The 269-nt window shown below is 55.4% G+C and carries 1 pseudogene; it reads right to left on the minus strand.

The annotated features are described in order from the left end of the window. Window positions 1-269 (minus strand): annotated as a pseudogene (locus VK91_RS22185) (collagen-like protein); the annotation flags it as partial.

Genomic DNA, 269 nt, shown 5'->3' on the forward strand with positions numbered 1-269 from the left:
GTCGCCCCTGTTATTCCCTGTGGACCTGTTGCTCCTGTACTTCCTGTTACGCCTTGGGCTCCTGTTGCCCCTGTTATTCCCTGTGAACCTGTTGCTCCTGTACTTCCTGTTACGCCTTGGGCTCCTGTTGCCCCTGTTATTCCCTGTGAACCAGTCACTCCTGTGCTTCCTGTTACGCCTTGGGCTCCTGTTACCCCTGTTATTCCCTGTGAACCTGTTGCGCCTGTGCTTCCTGTTACGCCTTGGACTCCTGTCGCCCCTGTTATTCC

Source organism: Lysinibacillus sp. LK3 (assembly GCF_001043675.1).
Lineage (GTDB): Bacteria > Bacillota > Bacilli > Bacillales_A > Planococcaceae > Lysinibacillus > Lysinibacillus capsici.